This window comes from Serratia sp. CY27727, from assembly GCF_052169275.1.
Lineage (GTDB): Bacteria > Pseudomonadota > Gammaproteobacteria > Enterobacterales > Enterobacteriaceae > Serratia > Serratia sarumanii.
In genome coordinates this window covers 288,629-304,828 of the sequence record NZ_JBJNLB010000002.1, presented here as the reverse complement: position 1 = coordinate 304,828, position 16,200 = coordinate 288,629, and the positions used below count along the sequence as shown (strand labels likewise).

General features: G+C 62.8%; 14 protein-coding genes. 6 read left to right on the top strand and 8 right to left on the bottom strand.

What is annotated here, in order from left to right:
• The first annotated feature begins 204 nt into the window (after positions 1-204).
• Together ACJ8HB_RS06340 and ACJ8HB_RS06335 are read left to right on the top strand one after the other, a co-directional pair.
• The gene (locus ACJ8HB_RS06340) at positions 205-2,193 is read left to right on the top strand and encodes a ligand-gated channel protein (protein WP_033653805.1); all 1,989 of its coding nucleotides are present in this window, start codon (positions 205-207) and stop codon (positions 2,191-2,193) included.
• A gap of 55 nt (positions 2,194-2,248) precedes the next feature.
• Positions 2,249-3,202, top strand: a complete 954-nt coding sequence (locus ACJ8HB_RS06335) for a siderophore ABC transporter substrate-binding protein (RefSeq protein WP_047571276.1) — start codon at positions 2,249-2,251, stop codon at positions 3,200-3,202.
• 33 nt (positions 3,203-3,235) lie between these two features.
• On the opposite strand, the gene ACJ8HB_RS06330 is transcribed toward ACJ8HB_RS06335, so the two are convergent.
• Together ACJ8HB_RS06330 and ACJ8HB_RS06325 are read right to left on the bottom strand one after the other, a co-directional pair.
• Entirely contained in the window at positions 3,236-4,024 is a 789-nt protein-coding gene (locus ACJ8HB_RS06330) for an ABC transporter ATP-binding protein (protein WP_033647994.1), read from the bottom strand.
• Positions 4,021-5,103: a FecCD family ABC transporter permease gene (locus ACJ8HB_RS06325; protein WP_047571274.1), complete on the bottom strand. Its 1,083-nt coding sequence runs from the start codon at positions 5,101-5,103 to the stop codon at positions 4,021-4,023. The genes ACJ8HB_RS06330 and ACJ8HB_RS06325 overlap by 4 nt, the downstream gene beginning before the upstream one ends.
• Before the next feature lie 355 nt (positions 5,104-5,458).
• Here ACJ8HB_RS06325 and ACJ8HB_RS06320 point away from each other — a divergent pair, with 355 nt between their 5' ends.
• Positions 5,459-6,559: a GGDEF domain-containing protein gene (locus ACJ8HB_RS06320; protein ID WP_039565091.1), complete on the top strand. Its 1,101-nt coding sequence runs from the start codon at positions 5,459-5,461 to the stop codon at positions 6,557-6,559.
• A gap of 45 nt (positions 6,560-6,604) precedes the next feature.
• Here the strand turns inward: ACJ8HB_RS06320 and ACJ8HB_RS06315 are convergent, their stop codons facing one another.
• From ACJ8HB_RS06315 to ACJ8HB_RS06305, 3 genes are all read right to left on the bottom strand, one after another.
• On the bottom strand, positions 6,605-8,083 hold the full coding sequence (locus ACJ8HB_RS06315; RefSeq protein WP_033635259.1) for an amino acid permease: 1,479 nt from the start codon (positions 8,081-8,083) through the stop codon (positions 6,605-6,607).
• A gap of 218 nt (positions 8,084-8,301) precedes the next feature.
• Complete coding sequence (gene yieE, locus ACJ8HB_RS06310; RefSeq protein WP_047571272.1) at positions 8,302-9,168, bottom strand: DNA-binding transcriptional regulator YeiE; 867 nt, start codon at positions 9,166-9,168, stop codon at positions 8,302-8,304.
• A 106-nt stretch (positions 9,169-9,274) separates the two neighbouring features.
• Entirely contained in the window at positions 9,275-9,472 is a 198-nt protein-coding gene (locus ACJ8HB_RS06305) for a hypothetical protein (protein ID WP_033647996.1), read from the bottom strand.
• Positions 9,473-9,665: 193 nt separating this feature from the next.
• Between ACJ8HB_RS06305 and ACJ8HB_RS06300 the strand changes: the two genes are divergently transcribed.
• Positions 9,666-10,739: a YeiH family putative sulfate export transporter gene (locus ACJ8HB_RS06300; RefSeq protein WP_047571270.1), complete on the top strand. Its 1,074-nt coding sequence runs from the start codon at positions 9,666-9,668 to the stop codon at positions 10,737-10,739.
• A gap of 99 nt (positions 10,740-10,838) precedes the next feature.
• Positions 10,839-11,678, top strand: coding sequence for a deoxyribonuclease IV (gene nfo, locus ACJ8HB_RS06295; protein ID WP_033635262.1), 840 nt, complete (start codon positions 10,839-10,841; stop codon positions 11,676-11,678).
• Positions 11,679-11,738: 60 nt separating this feature from the next.
• Here the strand turns inward: nfo and fruA are convergent, their stop codons facing one another.
• From fruA to fruB, 3 genes are read right to left on the bottom strand one after another with little or no spacing between them, the layout of a single operon-like run.
• Positions 11,739-13,424 (bottom strand): PTS fructose transporter subunit IIBC, encoded by a 1,686-nt coding sequence (gene fruA, locus ACJ8HB_RS06290; protein ID WP_060427530.1) that lies wholly within the window; start codon positions 13,422-13,424, stop codon positions 11,739-11,741.
• Positions 13,425-13,435: 11 nt separating this feature from the next.
• Entirely contained in the window at positions 13,436-14,377 is a 942-nt protein-coding gene (gene fruK / locus ACJ8HB_RS06285; RefSeq protein WP_004935702.1) for a 1-phosphofructokinase, read from the bottom strand.
• On the bottom strand, positions 14,374-15,507 hold the full coding sequence (gene fruB, locus ACJ8HB_RS06280) for a fused PTS fructose transporter subunit IIA/HPr protein (protein ID WP_033635264.1): 1,134 nt from the start codon (positions 15,505-15,507) through the stop codon (positions 14,374-14,376). The genes fruK and fruB overlap by 4 nt, the downstream gene beginning before the upstream one ends.
• 247 nt (positions 15,508-15,754) lie before the next feature.
• On the opposite strand from fruB, the gene ACJ8HB_RS06275 reads away from it, so the two are divergent.
• Positions 15,755-16,177, top strand: a complete 423-nt coding sequence (locus ACJ8HB_RS06275; protein WP_033635266.1) for a nucleotide triphosphate diphosphatase NUDT15 — start codon at positions 15,755-15,757, stop codon at positions 16,175-16,177.
• The last annotated feature ends 23 nt before the right edge of the window (positions 16,178-16,200 follow it).

Genomic DNA, 16,200 nt, shown 5'->3' with positions numbered 1-16,200 from the left:
AATTCATCCGGTTAACCTTTCCCGCCAGCAAAACCAGCATACAAATGATATGGATTATCATTAGCGTTTACATTCAGAAAAAAATCCTTACAATAGCCTCACGCAACGTTGACGAAGCTAAGCATTTCTCAGCGAAAGACGAACAATTTCATAGAAATTCAATTGGTTAATTACTTTCACTTCAATCCAGGAAAGGTTTACCTCATGGAAACGCCACGTTACAGCAAGCTCGCCGCTCTGGTGATCGCCTCACTCAGCGCCACCGCCGCGCTGGCCGCGCCGCAGGACGACACTCAGGACACCATGGTCGTCACCGCCTCCGGCTTCCAGCAAAAAATTCAGGACTCCGCCGCTTCCATCTCGGTGATCCCGCGCCAGCAGATCGAAGACAAGGCCTATCGCGACGTGACCGACGCGCTGAAAGACGTGCCGGGCGTGGTGATCACCGGCGGCGCCAGCAGCAGTGACATCAGCATCCGCGGCATGTCCTCCAAGTACACCCTGATCCTGGTGGACGGCAAGCGCGTCGACACCCGCGGCACCCGTCCGAACAGCGACAACGCCGGCATCGAACAGGGCTGGCTGCCGCCGATGGAAGCCATCGAGCGCATCGAAGTGGTGCGCGGGCCGATGTCTTCGCTGTACGGCTCCGACGCCATGGGAGGCGTGATCAACGTCATCACTCGCAAGACCTCCCGCACCGAGTGGAAAGGCTCGCTGCACGGCGACGCCACCATTCAGGAAAACCGCGATTCCGGCGATCTGTTCCAGACCAACGCCTACGCCTCCGGCCCGCTGGTTGAAGGGCTGCTCGGCCTGCGGGTCAACGGCCTGCTGTCGCGCCGCGCGGAAGATAAAATCGTCAACGGTTACAACGAACAGCGCATGCGCAGCGGCACCGCGGTGTTCACCCTGACGCCGGACGAGAAAAACGAATTCGACTTCGAAATCGGCCGTTCGCTGCAAGATCGCAACAGCACGCCGGGCAAATCGGTGGTGGCGGAGCGCTGCAGCAGAGGCAAATGCTCGCCGACGTCCCGCAGCGAAAGCCTGTATACGCGCACCAACTACTCGCTGACCCACAACGGCTATTATGACTTCGGCAACTCCACCAGCTACGTGCAGCGCGAAGAAACCGGTAACCCGGGCCGTAACATGAAGGCCTACAACACCATCTTCAACACCCAGAACCAGTTCGAGCTGGGTTCCCACATGCTGAACCTCGGCGGCCAATACCGCTATGAAAAACTGGGCGACGGCGGCAACCAGCTTGAATCGGCTCAAGGTCTCAGCAAGCTGACGCGCTGGAGCTGGGCATTGTTCGCTGAAGACGAATGGGCGCTGACCAACGACTTCAGCCTGACCAGCGGCATCCGCATGGATCAGGATGAAAACTTCGGCAGCCACTGGACCCCGCGCATGTACGGTGTCTGGCACCTGACCGAACAGTGGACGCTGAAAGGCGGCGTCTCCGCCGGTTACAAATCGCCGGATCTGCGCCAATCCTCTCCTAACTGGGGGCAGGTCACCGGCGGCGGCGTGCGTAAAGGCATCATCGTCGGTAACCCGGATTTGCAGCCAGAGAAGAGCCTGAGCGAAGAAATCGGCCTGATGTGGGATAGCCTGAAAGGCGTTAACGCCGGCGTGACGGTCTTCAACACCGACTTTAAAGACAAGATCACCGAAGTGCGCCGCTGCGAAGACACGCCGGATTGCACCATCGGCGGCACGTCCTACGACTTTATCAGCGATCGCGTCAACGTCGACAAAGCCAATATGCGCGGCGTAGAAGCCACCTTCGGCTGGCAGATCAACAAAGACTGGAAGTGGAACACCAACTACACCTACACCGCTTCCGAACAGAAGAGCGGCGAGTTCCAGGGCAAGGCGCTCAACCAGATGCCGAAGCACATGCTGAACACCGTGCTGGACTGGCGCGCCACGCAGGACCTCAGCCTGTGGTCGCGCGTTAACTTCCGCAGCCGCACCTCTGACTACCTGAGCCGCACCTCGATGGCCAAGAGCACGCCGTCCTACACCTTCGTCGATGCGGGCCTGAGCTACCAGGCGGCGAAAAACCTGCAGCTGACCGGCGGGGTCTACAACATCCTCGACAAGACCGTGGATTACGACCACTACAACACCACGCTGGACGGCCGCCGTTACACCGTCGGCATGACCTATAACTTCTGATGCCCCCGGGCGCGCGCTGCGCGCCCTTTTCATTCCATCACCGTGAGGAAGCCCCATGAGATTACGCCGCTCCCCCCTGATGATTGCCCTGCTGGCCACGATGGCGCTGGCGGGTTGCCACAGTAAAACCGCTACGCCGGTAGCCGCAACCCCGGCCACCGTCAACGTCCAGCACCTGAACGGCAGCACCGAGGTGAAGAAGCACCCGCAGCGCATCGTGGTGCTGGATTACGCCTCGTTGGAAACGCTGCAGCTGCTGGGCGTCGAGCCGCTGGCGCTGCCCGGCAACCGCAAGAACTTGCCGGATAGCCTGAAGCGCTATCAGGACGACAAATACCTCAATGCCGGCACACTGTTCAAGCCGGATATGGCCGTGCTGCGCGCCGCCAAGCCGGATCTGATCCTGATCGCCGGCCGGGCGTCCAAAGCCTATGACGAGCTGAACGCGCTGGCGCCGACGCTGAACATGTCCGTCGATCCGCAGGATCAGCTCGGCAGCCTGAAACAGCGCACGCTGCAGCTGGGCGAGCTGTTCGATAAGCAGCAACAGGCGCAGGCGGCGGTCGATAAGCTGGATGCGCAGATCGCGGCGGTCAAACCGCAGGCCGCTCAGGCCGGGCGCGGGCTGGTGGTGCTGTTCTCCGGCGGCAAGATCAGCGCCTACGCCCCCAAGAGCCGTTTCAGCTTCGTCTATGACGCCCTCGGCTTCGCGTCTGCGCTGCAGTCCGACGAAAAAGACGTGCGCGGCAACAAGCTGACGCCTGAGCAGGTGGCCAAACTGAATCCGGACTGGCTGTTCGTCATCGACAGAGACGCCGCGACCGGGCGGCCGAACGCGGTGGCGCCGCAGAAGATCCTCACCGGCACCGCGCTGAAGAAAACCACGGCGGTGAAAAAAGGCCAGGTGGTTTACCTGCCGGCGGCCGAGGTGTATCTGTCCGGCGGCATCGTCACCGCCCAGCACGTCGTCGAACGCGTGAGCGAGGCGCTGAACCACGCAGCACGATAAAGAAAGCCCGGCGATGCCGGGCTTTTTCTTGGATTAAATCGTCGGCTGGTTCACCAGACCGTCTATCAGCACCTGCGGCGTGCCCTGCGAACAGCGCTCGATACGCCCGCGCACGCCGTAGACCCGCGCCAGGCTCTGCGGCGTAATCACCTGATCCGGCGCGCCGTCGGCGATCAGATCGCCATCCTGCAGCATCAGCACGTGGTCGCCGTGGCGCAGCGCGATGTTGATGTCGTGCACCACCACCACCGTCACGATGTTGCGCTTGCGGGTTTCGCGGCGCACCAAATCCATCACGTGGAATTGATAGTTGAGATCGAGCGCGCTCAGCGGCTCATCCAGCAGCAGCAGCGAGGGCTGACGGATCAGCGACTGCGCCAACCCCACCAGCTGTTTCTGGCCGCCGGACAGCTGATCGAGATAGCTCAGCGCCAGGTGGGCGATACCCAATTGCTCCAGCAAAGCCATCACTTCCGCTTCGCTGCCGGCGTTGCTGCGGCCGCCCGAGGCGCGCTGCGCCACGATGATCGACTCCAGCACGTGCAGATGCACCCCGGCGGGCAGCGACTGCGGCAAATACACCACTTTCTCCGCCCGACGGGCGAACGGCATCTGCATCAGATCGCCGTCGTCCAGCCACAGCTTGCCCTGCGCCGGGTTCAGCCCGGCCAGCGAGCGCAGCAGCGTCGATTTGCCGCTGCCGTTCGGCCCCAGCAGCACGGTGATTTGCCCGCGCGGCAGCATCGGCACCGAGAGATCGTCGATCACCTGGCGCTTCGGGTAGCCCGCCGAGAAGTGTTCTATTCGCAGGCCCTGGCTCATACGTTCCCCCGGTGGCGCAGAATAATGCTCAGGAAGAACGGCACCCCGACCAGCGACGTGACGATGCCCACCGGAATGATCACGCCAGGCACCAAATTTTTCGACGCCACCGAGGCCATCGACAGCACCAGCGCGCCAATCAGCGCGCTGGCCGGCAGATAGAAACGGTGATCTTCGCCGAAGATCATGCGGGCGATGTGCGGCGCCACCAGGCCGATAAAGCCGATCGGCCCGACGAACGCCACCGCCAGCGCCGAAAGGATGCTGATGCGCAGCAGCGTGGTCAGCCGCAGACGGCGCACGTCGATGCCGAAGCTCACCGCCCGGTCTTCACCCAGGCGCAGCGCGGTCAGTTTCCACGAGCTCATCATCGACAGCGGCAGCAGCACGGCGAACACGCCGAACAGAATGCCCAGCTTGTCCCACGAGGCGCGCGCCAGGCTGCCCATGGTCCAGAACACCAGCCCCTGCAGCGTGTCCTCGCTGGCGATGAACTGCATCATCGACACCAGCGCGTTGAAGGTAAACACCAGCGCGATGCCGAACAGCACCACGCCGGAGGTGGCGACCCGCGTCCAGCGCGTGATGCCGTCGAGCATCAGCGCGGCGAACAGCGCGAAGATAAAGGCGTTGGCGGAGATGAACCACTGATCGGGAATGCCCGGAATGCCGATGCCGAGCACGATCGCCAGCGCGGCGCCAAAGGCCGCGGCGGAAGACACGCCGAGGGTAAAGGGGCTGGCCAGCGGGTTATTCAGGATGGTCTGCATTTCCGCCCCGGCCAGGCCGAGCGCAAACCCCACCACCACCGCCATCAGCGCGTAAGGCAAGCGGATGTCCCAGACGATCACCCGCGTGCCGGCATCGGCCGCCGCGGGGTCAAGCAGCGTTTGCCATAAGGACGACAGCGACAGCCCGGACGGCCCCATGGTGAAATCCAGCAGCAGCGAGCCCAGGATCGCCAGTGCCAATACGCCCATCATCAACAGGCGATGGCGAAGAATATGCTGATAACGCCCCATCACGCCGGCGTTGAGTTGCCCCTTGGCGTCAGTCATGGGATCGGTGGATACGCTCATTCGTTAAGATACCTGTTACAACCATCATGACAGCGGCGCGAAAGCGTCCGCCGTAAACCGCGCGGCGACAGCCTGCGCGCAGCCGTCAACAATAAAGCAAACGATAATACTTATCAATCATATCAATAGGTGAAAACGGCGTTATCGAAATGTAATAAATTGTTTTTCCACGCCATTCTTCAATCCATCGCGTTTACCCCCGCTGCGGCCAGCAGGTTCATTATTCTGAAAGTTATTCCTGATCCGACCAGACTCTGACAAATAACGAAAAAACCACATAGAATCCAAAATCACAGCACCGAGCGTGCAAAAAACTTCAGGCCGCCGCAAGAGCGGCCTTATTGACGAGGCTGTAATGAGAAGTCCATCTCCGGCGGTAACGCCCAAACGCCCGGCGCTGCTGAACTGGCTGTTGCACAGCCCGCTGCACGCCGATGACGAGCCGTTTAAACGCCAGCTGCGGCTCACGCTGACGCCCTCTCCTCTCACTCCCTGGCTGAATGCCGTGGGGCCGGCGGCGCTGTTGGTGGGGTACGCCTGGCTGAACCAGCGGCTGGTCGGTATCGTTCTGCTGCTGCTGTTGCTGCTGCTGACCGCCGGGCGCGCCTGGCTGGCGCAGAGGCGCCAACCCGCCTGGCCGGACGCCATGCTGGTGACGGTGTTGCTATGGATGCTGCTGGTCGGCGCCAGCGCCGCGCTGGCGATGCTGTCGGGCCGCTTTGTGCTGATCCTGTTCGCCGGTCTGACGATCACCGCTCTGGCCTGCTGGCTGATGCAGCGCCATGCCGCCGCGCCGCGTTTCGCGCTGCTTGAGGTGATCGCGCTGACGCTGCCCTACCTGCTGGCGGCGCCGCTGTCGCGCGTGCAAAACCTGTTCGTCCTGGCGGATCTCACGCCGCTGTGGCTGGTGCTGGCCCATGGCATGATCGCGCGCTACCACCGCCAGCGGGTACAGCACGTCACGCTGGCGTGGGAGAAGCAGCAGGCGTCCCACCGCGATCGCCTGACCGGTTTCCTCAACCGCGCGGGCGGCGAGGCGGTGATGCGCAACATCTGCCGCCCTGGTACGACACAGCCAATCTCTCACCTGTTCATTCTTGAATTCGGCCCGCTGGCGGCGCTTTACCAAAGCCACGGCGTGCAGATCGGCGACGACGTGCTGCGCACCGTCGGCGAGCGCCTCAAGACGCTGATCCGCCCCAGCGACTACGTCTGCCGTTACACCGGCGGCCTGTTTTTGATACTGGTGCACGATCTGCCCTACGGCGCGGAAAGCGAGTTCCTGGCGCGCATTGTGCCGCCGCTGGAAGCGCCCTACGATTTTGGCGCGTTCGGCGAGGTGAACATGCAACTCAACGCCGGCATTTTGGCGCTGACGCAGGATTATGCGACGGTGGAAGATTTGATGAGTTCGGCGCAGCAGGCGCTGGCGGAAGCCAAAGGCGGGAAAAAGTAAAACCACACGCGGCGGGAGCTCCCGCCGCGTGTCACTCACCGAAGATTACTTCACGTCCATCTTCGGGAATTCCATTTCGCTGTACTTCACGACGCGGGTGCCGCGCGACAGCTTGTAACCGAACCAAATCAGCAGGAACAGCGGAATGCCGATGTAGGTGGCGGTCACGCCGTACCAGTCAATCTTGTCTTGCAGGAAGGCCTGGTAGTTCTGGCCCAGGGTAATGATCAGGCACAGCACGAAGGCGAAGATCGGCCCCAGCGGGAAGAACCCGGAACGGTATGGCAAGTCGTTCAGATCGCGCCCCTGCAGCATGTAACCGCGACGGAAACGGTAGTGGCTGATGGCGATGCCCAACCAGGCGATGAAACCGGTCATGCCCGAGGTATTCAGCAGCCACAGGTAAACCGACTGGTTGCCGAACATCGAGGTCAGGAAGCACAGCCCGGCCACCACGCAGGTCGCATACAGCGCGTTGCGCGGCACGCCGCCTTTCGACAGCTTGGCGAAGATGCGCGGCGCCTTGCCTTCCGACGCCAGGGTGTACAGCATGCGGGTAGAGGCGTACATGCCCGAGTTACCGGCGGACAGCACCGCCGTCAGGATCACCGCGTTCATCACCGCCGCCGCCGACAGCAGGCCGGCATGCTGGAACACCAGGGTGAACGGGCTGACGCTGATGTCTTTCACGTCATTGCGCAGCAGGCTCGGATCGGTGTACGGAATGATCAGGCTGATGATCAGAATGGCGAAGATATAGAACAGCAGAATACGCCAGAACACCTGACGCACCGCGCGCGGGATGTTTTTACCCGGGTTCTCCGATTCGCCGGCCGCGATGCCGATGAGCTCGGTGCCCTGGAACGAGAAGCCGACGATCATCGCCACGCCAATCATCGCCGAGAAGCCGCCGGCGAACGGCGCGTCCCCTATCGTCCAGTTCTGCCAGCCGGCGTGCTCGCCGCCTTTCAGAATGCCGACGATCATCAGCACGCCGACGGCGATGAAGATAATCACGGTGCTGACCTTGATCAGCGCGAACCAGTATTCCGCCTCGCCGAACCCTTTCACCGAAATGTAGTTCAGCAGGAACATCAGGCCGAGGAACAGCGCGCTCCAGATCCAGCCGGGGGTGTCCGGGAACCAGTAGCTCATCACCAATTGCGAAGCCACCAGGTCAACGGCGATGGTCACCGCCCAGTTGTACCAGTAGTTCCAGCCCAGCGCGAAGCCGAAGCCTTCTTCCACGTATTTGGCGCCGTAGGTGGAGAATGAACCGGAAACCGGCATAAAGGCCGCCAGTTCGCCCAGGCTGGTCATCAGGAAGTACACCATCAAACCGATCAGAGCGTAAGACAATAGCGCCCCGCCGGGGCCTGCCTGAGAAACCGTGGCGCCCGAGGCGACAAACAGGCCGGTGCCGATGGAGCCGCCGATGGCGATCATGGTCAAATGCCGGGCTTTCAGCTCGCGGCGCAATCCGGGTGCTTGCTGCCCCGATGTTTTTATATCCTGCTGAGCCATTCGTACCCTATCTGCTCTTTGAAAAAATGAGGGCGGATTGTAACAAATACCCGCCGGTGAACTAGCAACATTGCACTGATATAAGATAGCTTCATAATTCAGAGGCAATTATTAGCCGCGACCCTTATGGCCTTACTTACTCTCATTAATGTGAGCGCGCGCAGGTTTTTATGCTTTCTTCGGCCTGCGCGGCAGCAGAGGGCGTGACGCGCTGTCGATTACAGCGCGCAATAGCTGAGAAAACGCTGCAAGGCGTTGGAAATGTGCTTTTGCCGATGGCGGATCAGGTACAGGGTGCGCCGCAGCGGCGGCAGCGGCACCGGCAGTTCCACCAGCGCGCCGCTGGCCAGCTGTTCCGCCACCACCCGCCGCGACAGGCAACTGATGCCGATGCCGTGCCGCACCGCGTGCTTGATCGCCTCCGAGTTGCCGAGCTCCATCACCAGTTGGAAATGCGGCAGGTACGCCAACAGCAGATGATCCAGCACCTCACGGGTGCCCGAACCGCGCTCGCGCAGGATCCAAGGGGCATTGGCCAGCGCCTCCAGCGTTGGCGGCTGACGGGTCAGCGGGTTGTCCGGCGCGGCGAACACCACCAGCTCGTCCTCCAGCCACGGCTGCGTCACCAGCTCCGGCATATGGCAAGGCCCTTCGATCAATCCCAGATCGACGCGGAAATCCGCCACCGCCACGATCACGTCCTGGCTGTTGCCGACGTTCAGCTCCAGCGGCGTGGCCGGAAAGTCCCGGCGGTAACGGGCGATCATCTCCGGCAGCATGTAGTTGCCGATGGTGCTGCTGGCGGCGATGCGCAACGCCCCGCCGTCATGGCGAAACAACTGCTCGATCTCCCCCGCCTGCTCCAGCAGCGCCAGCGCCTTGGGATACAGCAACCGGCCGTGCTCGTTGATCACCAGCCGTTTGCCGACGCGATCGAACAGCTGCACGCCCAACTGCCCCTCCAGATCCGCCAGCGCCGCGCTGACCGCCGACTGCGACAGCGCCAGCACCACCGAGGCCTGAGTGGTCGAACCGCTTTTCAGCACTTCGGTGAAGACTTCCAGTTGACGCAACGTGATATGCATAGCCGTCCCGGTAATGAAAAAGGGTTCTGCCAGAGAACCGCAAAATGATGTCAACATGCTGTGGGGAGCCCGGCGAGGCCACCCCGTTTACGGCCAATTCGGCGCGCTACTTGCCCAAGGCGACCAGCTGCGCCGCCGCAGCCAGCGCCGCCTCGCGCGGCGTGCCGGCTTCGTCCCGCTGTATCAATTGCAGCATCGCCACGAGATGGTCGCGGTCGATCGCCTTATTTTCTTCAATCAACCGCCGCACCGCGCGGCCCACTTCCCGGTCTATCTGCTCTCTGCGTTGATCGTCGGTATCCATCGCCTGCTCCTGTTCAGTTGGAAAGTTGACGGCGGTTCGCCGCTCCTCCTCACCCTAGCCGCAATGCGGCTGTATGCCAATGCCTGACGCAATACCACTTATTCAGATAGGTTATAAATATATAATCAATTTCTCTTTTATTCAGCCCAAACGTACTCTTGGCAGCAAGAAACAGACTGAAGGACTGACTTTTATGGCGACTGATACCACTCATACTTACCCCGAGCGACGCTTTCCGCTGTTCGGCCTGCCGCGGCTGGTGCCGGGGCTGGCGCTGACCGGCGCGCTCACCGCGCTGGCCGTCTGGGCCGGCGACATTCCCTGGGTGGCGGAGCTGGGCCTGGGGGCGCTGACGCTGGCGATCCTGTTCGGCATTCTGGTGGGCAACACGCTGTATCCCCGCTGGCAAACCGTTTGTCACGGCGGCGTACAGCTGGCCAAACAACGCCTGCTGCGTCTGGGCATTATCCTGTACGGCTTTCGCCTGACCTTTCAGCAAATCGCCGACGTGGGCGCCAGCGGCATCATCATCGATGCGCTGACCCTGACCACCACCTTCCTGCTGGCCTGCTGGCTCGGCAAGAAAGTGTTCGGCATCGACAGCCAGACCGCGATGCTAATCGGCGCCGGCAGCAGCATTTGCGGCGCGGCAGCGGTGATGGCCACCGAGCCGGTGCTGAAGGCCGACTCCAGCAAAGTGGCGGTGGCGGTCTCAACCGTGGTGGTGTTCGGCACCCTGGCGATCTTCGCCTACCCGTGGCTGTATCAGTTGAACGAGCACTTCCATTGGCTGCCGTTCAGCCAGGAAACCTTCGGCATCTACGCCGGCTCCACCATCCACGAAGTGGCTCAGGTGGTCGCCGCCGGGCACGCCATCGGGCCTGACGCCGAAAATGCGGCGGTGATCGCCAAGATGATCCGCGTGATGATGCTGGCGCCGTTCCTGCTGCTGCTGTCGGGCTACATCAGCCGCGGCGGCGCAGGCAAGGCGGAAAAATCCGCCATCACCATTCCGTGGTTTGCCGTGCTGTTTATCGCCGTCGCCGGGCTGAACTCCTTCAACCTGCTGCCGGCCACGCTGGTGCAGCACCTGATCACCGCCGACACCTGGATGCTGGCGATGGCGATGGCGGCGCTGGGGCTGACCACCCACATCAGCGCCGTGCGCCAGGCCGGGATGAAACCGATTCTGTTGGCCACGCTGCTGTTCGTCTGGCTGCTGGTCGGCGGCGGCGCGATAAACCAGCTGGTGCAACACTGGCTCTAATCACTCCCTTCTGCCCCTTCTGCGGCTCGCTTCGGCGGGCCGCATTTATTCCGCCCGCCATCAATGCCATAATGTCACCGATAACACAGGAGAATGAAGATGAAGTTTGTCGGTGCACATGTCAGCGCGTCAGGCGGCGTGGATCAGGCGGTTATCCGCGCGCACGAATTGGAGGCGACCGCGTTCGCCCTGTTCACCAAAAATCAGCGTCAATGGAAGGCCGCGCCGCTGGCCGCCGACGTGATCGATAAGTTCAAGAGCGCCTGCGCCCAGTACGGCTTCGGGCCGGGGCAGATCCTGCCGCACGACAGCTACCTGATCAACCTGGGCCACCCGGTGGCCGACGCGTTGGAAAAATCGCGCGAGGCGTTCATCGACGAGCTGCAGCGCTGCGAACAACTGGGGCTGACGCTGCTGAACTTCCACCCCGGCAGCCACCTGCTGCAAATCGATGAAGACAAGTGCCTGGCGCGCATCGCCGAATCGATCAACATCGCGCTGGATAAAACCGCCGGCGTGACGGCCGTGATCGAAAACACCGCCGGCCAGGGCAGCAACCTGGGCTTCAAATTCGAACATCTGGCGGCGATCATCGACGGCGTGGAAGACAAAAGCCGCGTCGGCGTTTGCATCGACACCTGCCACGCCTTCGCCGCCGGGTACGACCTGCGTACCGAAGAAGACTGCGAACACACCTTCAAACAGCTCGGCGACATCGTCGGCTTCAACTACCTGCGCGGCATGCACCTGAACGACGCCAAGAGCGAGTTCAACAGCCGCGTCGACCGCCACCACAGCCTGGGGGAAGGCAACATCGGCAAAACGGTGTTCAGCTACATCATGCGCGATCCGCGCTTCGACAATATCCCGCTGATTCTGGAAACGGTAAATCCGGATATCTGGGCGGAAGAGATCGCCTGGCTGAAAGCGCAGCAGTAACGCGGCGCCAAAACGACAAAACCGGAGCCTGGGCTCCGGTTTTTTTATGGCTGGACGCCGTTACGCCACGCTGGCCGCCGGCACTTCAGCACGTTTCAGCAGGGCGTAAGCCACGCCCGCCAGCAGCGTACCGGCGGCGATCGCCACCAGGTACAGCAACACCGGCGAAATTGCGCCCGGGATCAGCAGCACGAACAGCCCGCCGTGCGGTGCCATCAACTTGGCGCCGAACGCCATCGACAGCGCGCCGGTCAGCGCCCCGCCGGCAATGCAGCACGGCAGCACGCGCATCGGGTCGCGGGCGGCGAATGGAATCGCCCCTTCGGTGATGAAGCACAGCCCCAGCACCAGCGCCGCCTTGCCGCCTTCCTGTTCGGATTTCGGGAACTTGCGGCGCGCCAGCAGCGTCGCCAGCCCCATCGCCAGCGGCGGCACCATGCCCGCCGCCATGATCGCCGCCATCGGCGCATACACCGAGGAGCTGAGCAGCGCCACGCCGAAGGCGTAGGCCGCTTTGTTCACCGGGCCGCCCATGTCGGTACACATCATGCCGCCGAGGATCGCCCCCAGCAGCACGGCGTTGGCGGTGCCCAACGATTGCAGCCAATGGGTCAGGCCTTCCATGATTTTCGCCACCGGCGTACCGACCACGTAAATCATGATAAGACCGGTGATCAGACTGGCCACCAGCGGAATGATCAAGATGGGCTTCAGCGCTTCCATACTCTGCGGCAGGCGCAGCTTGCTGCTGATCGCCTTGGCGACGTAACCCGCCAGGAAACCGGCGATGATGCCGCCGAGAAACCCGGCGCCGGTGCTCACCGCCAGCATGCCGCCGATCAGGCCCGGCGTCAGGCCAGGGCGATCCGCGATGGAGAAGGCGATAAAACCGGCCAATACCGGCACCATCAGCGCAAAGGCGGAGCCGCCGCCGATCTGCATCAGCGCCGCCGCCAACGTGCCTTTGACTTCAAACGCCTTGATGCCGAACACGAACGACAGCGCGATGCACAGGCCGCCGGCCACCACCATCGGCAGCATGTAGGACACGCCGGTCAGCAGGTGGCGATACGGGCCGTTGCCCTCTTTCTTTTTACCCGCCGGCGCCGCGCTACCGCGCTGCTGCGGCTGGAACACCTCGGCCTCGGCCAGCGCCTTGTCCAGCTCCTGGGCGGTTTTCTTCAGCGCCAGGCCGGTGGAGGTGCGGTACATCGGCTTACCGGCGAATTTATCCAGGTCCACCTCGATGTCCGCCGCGACGATCACCAGATCCGCCGCCGCCACCTCTTCCGGGGTGATGGCGTTGCCGGCGCCGACGGAGCCGCGCGTTTCCACCTTCACCCACCAGCCGCGTTTCTTCGCTTCGCTTTCAATGGCTTCGGCCGCCATAAAGGTATGCGCCACGCCGGTTGGGCAGGCGGTGATCGCCACGATGCGTTTTTGCCCACCGGCTTTCACCGGCACCGCAGCCTGCGGCGCCTGATAGGTTTCAGCTTCGGCCTTGGCGCGCGCCAGAAAAGCGTCCGGTTCACGCACCGCCTGTTCTACATTGCCCACATACACCAATTTGCCGTTCAGCCCGGCGTCAGCCGGGGCCGACTGCCCCGCCACCGCCACCAGTTCGGCGTCCTGCAGCGACTCGACCAGCGTCAGGCCGGTTTTGGCCGCGGCAGCCTCCAGCATGCGTTTCGCCAGGTGGCCACGGGCCTGCCCCAGCGAACTGTCTACCATCAGCAGCGTTTTCATTCTGCCTCCTGCTATTGATTGAAAGGTTTCAGATCGACGCGCGCCATCATCGCGGCCAACTGGGGACGATCGGTCACGCCGACGTTGCTCTGGCTGACCGCCAGCGCCGCTACCGCCGTGGCCAGACGCAAGGTGTGTTCGCTGGATTCGCGCATCAGCAGGCCGTAAATCAGGCCGCCGACCATCGAATCACCGGCGCCCACGGTGCTGACCACCTCACAGGACGGCGGTTTGGCGATCCAGGCGCCGGAGGCGTTAACCCACAGCGCGCCTTCCGCGCCGAGGGAGATCACCACGTGGGCGATGCCCTGCTCGCGCAGCGCATGCGCGGCCTCGACCACGTCCGCCAGCGCCGGCAGCGGGCGGCCGGCCCAGATCTCCAGCTCGCGGCGGTTCGGCTTCACCAGCCACGGCGAGGCCTTCAACCCGGCGACCAGCGCTTCGCGGCTGCTGTCGAAAATGATGCACGGGCATTTGGCGCGCAGCTGGGTCATCCAGTCGGTAAAGGCATCGGGATCGACGCCGGCCGGCAGGCTGCCGCTCACCGCCACCATGTCGAACTGGCCCAGCCAGCTCAGCGAGTCGCTGACGAAGCGATCCCAGTCCTGCGGCGTCACTTCAAAACCGGAGAAATTGAAATCGGTGACTTCGCCGTCTTTTTCCGTCAGCTTGACGTTGATGCGGGTGCGGCCCGGCACTACCTGGAAGCGGTTGGCGATCCCCAGATCGCTGAACAGCAGCTGGAAACCGTCCTGATTGTCTTTGCCCAGGAAGCCGCCGACGGTGACGTCGATGCCCAAATCCTTCAACACCTTGGCGACGTTGATGCCCTTACCGGCGGCGTGCAGGCCGGCGGTTTTTACCCGGTTGACTTCCCCGCGTTCGATCTGCGGGCAAAACCCCACCAGATCGTACGCCGGGTTCAGGGTGATCGTTGCTACTCTTCTGCTCATGCTGCGCCCTCGCCCAGTCCTTCATTAATCGCTTCGCCGATCGCCTTCAGCGCGGCTTCAGCATCTTCTCCATTGGCGGTAAAGCGCAGGTGATGCCCTTTTTTCACGCCCAGCGCCACCACCTTCATCAGGCTGCGCCCGTTGGCCGGCTTGCCGCTGCCGTCCAGGTTGGTGACGGTGATGTCACTGTTGAAACTTTTGATCACGTTGACCAGCGCCGTGCCCGGCCGTGCGTGCAGGCCGTGCTCGTTGCGGATCACGAACTCGGCGCTCAGTACGCTGCTCTCTTCGGCCACTTCGCTGGTCAGCAGCGCCAGCACCCCGGCGGCATCCGCCTTCAGCAGGCGTTCAGCTTTGTTGGCCAGCAGCAGATCGCTGAGGTAGTTAAGCACCGCCAGCGGCTGCGCGTCGGCGACTGACACCGTCAGCAGCAGCGCCACCGGCTCGCCGTCTTCCACGAAAGCCTGCGCCGGGCGGCTGACGGTGGCCGCGCTGGCTAGGTTGCCTTCAACGCTGTCGCTCAGCCAGATGCCCTGCCCCAGGTTCAGCGGCTTGCGGGTAATGGCATCGCTGACGAACTGCGCGTTGACCGCGCCGGCCTTTTGCAGCCGGCCGGCGTTCAGCGCCTGCAGCGTCATCAGGCTGTCGGCCGCGACGTCGAGCGCAATCAGCGAAACGTCGAACTGGAATTCGGCGCTCTGCTGCTCGCCCATCAGCAGGCCGCGCAGCTCTTCCGCGGAGGTGGTTTTCGCCAGCCGCTCCGCCACGCCGTCATCGCTCAGCACGTGAGTAAGCTGGCGCAGCAGCGCCAAATGCTCGTCGGAACGGGCGGCGATGCCGATCGCCACATAGGCGGTCTGGCCTTCGCCCCAGGCGATGCCCTGCGGGAACTGGAACACCTGCACGCCGGTTTTCAGCACCAGATCGCGGGTATCGGTGGTGCCGTGCGGAATGGCGATGCCGTTGCCCAGATAGGTGGACGTCTGCAGTTCGCGCTGCAGCATGCCGTCCACGTAACCGGCGCTGACGCAGCCGGCTTCGGTCAGGGCGGCGGCCACCTGGCGGATGGCCTCCTGCTTATCGGCGGCAGCGGCGCCCAGATGAATGTCTTGCGGTGACAACTGGAACATGATTCTCCTCTCCTGCTGAATTGAATCGTTTCAGCTTCATTGAGAAAAAGGAGCGTTACCCGCTCGCCACAAGCGGCCGGATAACGCTGAAACGTTTCAAGGAGTGTGTGAGCAGCGCAAGGCGAAAGCAAGCTTTCTCCCTTTTGCCATTGCAGATTTTTGAGCTTACGCACACTTTCGCCGGCGCATTGGTCAGCGCCGGGGCAAAATGACATACTGTGCTGAAACTTTGCTGACGGAGAAAAGCATGAACGTAGTGACCGGCGTCGGGGTGATCATCGTCAACCCGCAGGGCGAGATTTTGTTGGGCAAGCGCTGCGGTTCCCACGCGCCCTTTTGGTCGATCCCCGGCGGGCATCTGGAGGCCGGTGAAACCTTCGAGCAGTGCGCCCGGCGCGAAATCGCCGAAGAGACCGGGCTGCTCATCGATCCGCCGCGCTTCGTGGGCGTCAGCAACAATCTGCAAACCTGGCGCGCCGAAGGCAAACACACGGTGTCTGTTTGCCTGCAGGTGGATCACCCCGGCGGCAGCGCCGAGTTGAAAGAACCCGAAAAGTGCGCCGAGTGGCGCTGGTGCGCGCCCGACGCCCTGCCGGAACCGCATTTCGAAGCCAGCCGCACCGCCATCCGGCTATGGCTGAGCGGCCAGCCCTATTTGCCCACGGCCTGAGCCATCGCGAACGCGTCCTGCGT

Bases quoted from the DNA above. Each gene is read 5' to 3' on its own strand.
- fruK (WP_004935702.1), bottom strand. From the start codon at position 14,377: ATGAGCAGAAGAGTAGCAACGATCACCCTGAACCCGGCGTACGATCTG.
- fruB (WP_033635264.1), bottom strand. From the start codon at position 15,507: ATGTTCCAGTTGTCACCGCAAGACATTCATCTGGGCGCCGCTGCCGCC.
- ACJ8HB_RS06300 (WP_047571270.1), top strand. From the start codon at position 9,666: ATGGCGACTGATACCACTCATACTTACCCCGAGCGACGCTTTCCGCTG.
- ACJ8HB_RS06325 (WP_047571274.1), bottom strand. From the start codon at position 5,103: ATGAGCGTATCCACCGATCCCATGACTGACGCCAAGGGGCAACTCAAC.
- ACJ8HB_RS06320 (WP_039565091.1), top strand. From the start codon at position 5,459: ATGAGAAGTCCATCTCCGGCGGTAACGCCCAAACGCCCGGCGCTGCTG.
- ACJ8HB_RS06335 (WP_047571276.1), top strand. From the start codon at position 2,249: ATGAGATTACGCCGCTCCCCCCTGATGATTGCCCTGCTGGCCACGATG.
- ACJ8HB_RS06275 (WP_033635266.1), top strand. From the start codon at position 15,755: ATGAACGTAGTGACCGGCGTCGGGGTGATCATCGTCAACCCGCAGGGC.
- ACJ8HB_RS06315 (WP_033635259.1), bottom strand. From the start codon at position 8,083: ATGGCTCAGCAGGATATAAAAACATCGGGGCAGCAAGCACCCGGATTG.
- fruA (WP_060427530.1), bottom strand. From the start codon at position 13,424: ATGAAAACGCTGCTGATGGTAGACAGTTCGCTGGGGCAGGCCCGTGGC.
- ACJ8HB_RS06305 (WP_033647996.1), bottom strand. From the start codon at position 9,472: ATGGATACCGACGATCAACGCAGAGAGCAGATAGACCGGGAAGTGGGC.
- ACJ8HB_RS06340 (WP_033653805.1), top strand. From the start codon at position 205: ATGGAAACGCCACGTTACAGCAAGCTCGCCGCTCTGGTGATCGCCTCA.
- yieE (WP_047571272.1), bottom strand. From the start codon at position 9,168: ATGCATATCACGTTGCGTCAACTGGAAGTCTTCACCGAAGTGCTGAAA.
- ACJ8HB_RS06330 (WP_033647994.1), bottom strand. From the start codon at position 4,024: ATGAGCCAGGGCCTGCGAATAGAACACTTCTCGGCGGGCTACCCGAAG.
- nfo (WP_033635262.1), top strand. From the start codon at position 10,839: ATGAAGTTTGTCGGTGCACATGTCAGCGCGTCAGGCGGCGTGGATCAG.